Raw genomic sequence first — 3938 nt, forward strand, 5'->3', positions numbered from 1 at the left:
TGTCGAGCGTGGTGGGTGGGGTGAAGCCTCGCCCATTGTCGTAGATGGTGAGGCTAATACGATCACTGTCGTAGGCAAGTTCGATGGTGAGGGTATCAGCCTGAGCGTGTTTCAGGGCGTTGGTAACTGCCTCTTGCCCAATGCGCAGCAGGTTCATGCCGATGAAGGGTGGCAGGCTGCAAGGGCTTCCCTGCACGTTGACTTCAACGGCGACTGAGGTATTACGAGTCATTTGTTCTACGCTTTCATAGAGCAATTGCGCTAAGTCTGCATACTCAGCGGCAAGCGGATAAAGTGCCCAGACCGATCGCCGCGCTTCAGTCAGTCCGGCTTCTGCCAGTTGACTCATGTGTTTGAGAATCTGCTGAACGGTTTGGGATTCTTCGTGCACCAGCGATTTGACCACTTCGATCTGAAGGGAAATGCCTGTGAAGGCTTGAGCAAGAGTATCGTGGATCTCGCTTGCCATGCGGTTGCGCTCTTCTAAGAGAGCCGCGTCTTTAGCCTGCTCAGCTAACTGAGCCATTTGAATAGCCAGAGCGGCATGGTGGGCAAAGCTGCGGCACTGCTCAAAGCGAAACTCGCTCGGTGGTTTATCCGTGGTGAAAGCAAGTCCCATAAAGCCCAGTACTTGTTCACCGATCGCCAACGGGATCATGGAAACAGTTTTGTGTCCATGCTGCTGATGCCAGGGGCGCGAAAATTGCCAGGTTTCTGATAACGGTTGATCCTGAGTAAACCAAATAACCTGGTGGTATGGGTCTTGCATCATCTGCAAAATCTGCGTCAGGTCGGCGGGCATAGGCGGACGCCAGAGTTCAGCACGAGGATCAGTAGCAATGTCTATCACTTCTCCATGTAACACTAAAGCCACCACCTGTAGAGTATGAGAGGCACTATGGTAGAGAAATATCGCTCCCGTTGCGGCACGGCTAGACTGAATCGCCCCCTGAAGCGCTGCCAACAGAAATGAGTGCAAACTATCTGTGCTGCTGAGGTGTGTCACGGAACGACGCAATGAGGTATTCGCTTTTGCGAGTTCTGCCACCTGTTCTAAGGCTGCTACTTCTCCTTCACGGGCAAGAACTTCGTTCAGCTTCGCTAATGCTGCTTGCTTATCAGCTTCTCCTAAGATTGTTAGTTGAAGCACTAACGCAATTTGTTGAGCCAGGGCCAGAACCAATTCTTCCTCGACTGAACTAAAGGCGATTGGCTGTGGAAATGCCATTGCCAAGAGTCCCAAAGGGCGATCGCCGACCATCAACACACAGGTACTGGTGCCCTGATAGCCACAGGTTTGAAACCATTCTGAGACATCTTGCCACAGTCGTCCTTCAAAGTCTTCTTGATTAAGAACAGCTAACCTGGGCTGTTCGCAAAGCTGAGAAAAAATCAAAGTGCGCTCAACGGGAATAGGGGATTGAAATAGGATCGGTTCATCGTCAGCAGGGGTGAAAAAATGCTGCCCATCCTGGCAGCGAATGGTCAGGTTGAGGGTATTCTGGTCGGCATCATAGCTGAAGATGTGCCCCACCGAAGCTCCCGAATAGCGAACGACTTCCACTAGCAAGTGCCCTAGAACATCGTTGAGGTTGGGATTTGTAGATAGGTCGCTCAAGCTGTTGCGTAGCAGGGTGTTGGCTCTAGCCAGTTCTGCGGCCTGATGCTGAGCCGCTTGTTTTTGCTCACGGGCGATCGCCGTTTGTTTGGCTTCTTCTGCCAATTGTGTGAGTTGAATTGCCAGTGTTACCTGTTGCGCCAAGGCATAGGCAAGTTCAATCTGTGGCTCAGTGAAAGGACGGCTCCCTGAAAAAAAGACAATCAGTGCCCCGATTGTCTTGTCACCTAAAATCAACGGCACATTGAGGGCACTGCTAACCCCACGCGAGCCGTACCAAGCGCCAGCATCTAAGCCAGATTCATGGGCAACCTGGATAAGAAGCGGACTGGTTACCATATCTTCAGTGATGAAGTGGCCCCGGCGATGGTGCAGGCTTTCTCGCTGAATCATTTCTGCTGGCACAGGGTAGCCAAATGAGCCAACATGCCCTGGCTGTTCCTCTGGTTTGAGAATCTGCCCCTGCCAGTATGTGAGCCCGACATAAGCAAGATTAGCGGGTTCGGGATGATACCAATACTCTGCTAGCGGCGCTTCCAGTTGATCCGCAATCACTCGGAGCACCTGTCCTAAAAAGCGATCAAGGTCTGTTTCTATTGCCAGCACATCAACCGTTCGCTTAAGCGCCTTATTCACCTTCTCTAGTTCAGTCGATCGCGCTTGTTCCGCTTCTAGAATAGCTTGCTGAGTGCGATCTCGCTGAATGGCACTGCCGATACAATCAGCAGCAATCTTCAATACCGACAGTTCTGCTGGACTGCGACGTTTTGCTTCACGGCAGTCATCAAATCCAATAACTCCCCAATACTTATCCTCGACAAAAATGGGAACAGCATAGAGCGCTTTCAATCCTAGTTCTGCTTGCCCACTTCGGAAAGGTTCAGGCATTTCTTCCAGCAGACAGCTAATGCTTTGATTTTGACTCAAACGCTCGTACCACTCCTCAATGCCCTCCCAGGTTCCTTGTGATAAATCAGGATGAGAAATCTGTGGCGTGGTATGAGGAGAAGTCCATTCATACAACACTTTCCACCCTGTAGATGCAGAGTTAAAGGAAGGGACAGAATTCTCGATCACCGCTACGCGATCAGTCTCCAAACTCTCGCCAATGATTTGTAGAGCTGTGTTGACGGCTTGATCAAGAGGCGAAATCGTCAGTAAAGCACTAGCAACTTGGGCAGTAGCTTCTAAAAGGCGATGTTCTGAAAAGTTGCTGACGCTGAGTTGCAGTAAGGCATAGGAGTGCTCACAGGACTGGAGCCGCGACCGCAGCAGGGCATTCTCCTGTTCCAGAACAAAGATGCGATCGTGGAGTTGAGCCTGTGCTGTGTCCATAGCAATCCCTAAAGTAAGAACAGGGTTTTCCTGAAAGTCTATGATTGAACACGATCCCACTATACAAGCTTCAGCTTGAATTGAACCCAACGAAAGTAAGGGCTGTCTCCTTAACTAACGTTGATTCAAAACTCAACTTCTTTGATACACGTATTCCAATCTCAGGACTAGCGACAGCTAGAGGGTAATCGATTAATCTGTTACTTAAGTGCAATTCCACAGTCACTTAACTACAAATTGGTTAAATGAAAGGCTTCTATCCATTTAAGGAGGTGATAAAACTGGTATCGGTTCAATGTCATCTTGACCTACAGAGTTCAATTCGATTGCTCACCAAACTGTTTCTGAAGGAAATCAACCAGTAACCGCACCTTGGTTGATAGATGACGATTGACCGGATAGATCACCGAAATCGAAAGTTCAGGTGGATGATAGTTGGGCAACACAATTTGCAGCGTCCCTTGTTGCAATTCCTGCTCGACAATAAATGTCGGCAGTAGCGTAATCCCTAACCCACGAACGGCAGCATCCCTCAAGACTTCACCGTTATTAGAACACAAAACTCCATTCACTGAAATTGTTTGTTCTCCCTCTAATCCAATCAATATCCACTGATCTTCCACCGCAAGTTGACCATAGTGTAAACAAGAATGATGCGGCAATTCATCCGGGTGATTGGGAGTTCCATGTCTCTCTAAATAGCTGGGAGCGGCACAAAGTGATTGTGGAGCAGCAGTTAACGGATGCAGAATTAAACTCGCAGTCTCTTGGGGTTTGGCAATTCGCACCGTGACATCGAACCCTTCTTCGATCGGATCAATAAAGCGATCGTTTAGCGTCAGTTGTACCTGAAGATTAGGATACTGTACGACAAAGTCAGCAAGAGCAGGAGCCAAATGCATTGTGCCGAATGTCATCGGCGCATTCACTTTTATAGCGCTACGAGAACGAGTTAGGACATTATTGTAGAGGTAGAGAAGCGTTC

At 49.2% G+C, this 3938-nt stretch carries 2 protein-coding genes; both read right to left on the reverse strand.

The window, feature by feature from the left end; genetic code table 11:
* On the reverse strand, positions 1–2953 hold a 2953-nt coding region (locus AC5JMP_RS10410; protein WP_495851391.1), incomplete at its 3' end, for a GAF domain-containing sensor histidine kinase.
* A 317-nt stretch (positions 2954–3270) separates the two neighbouring features.
* On the reverse strand, positions 3271–3938 hold a 668-nt coding region (locus AC5JMP_RS10415; RefSeq protein ID WP_495851392.1), incomplete at its 5' end, for a substrate binding domain-containing protein.

The organism is Drouetiella sp., assembly GCF_059504425.1.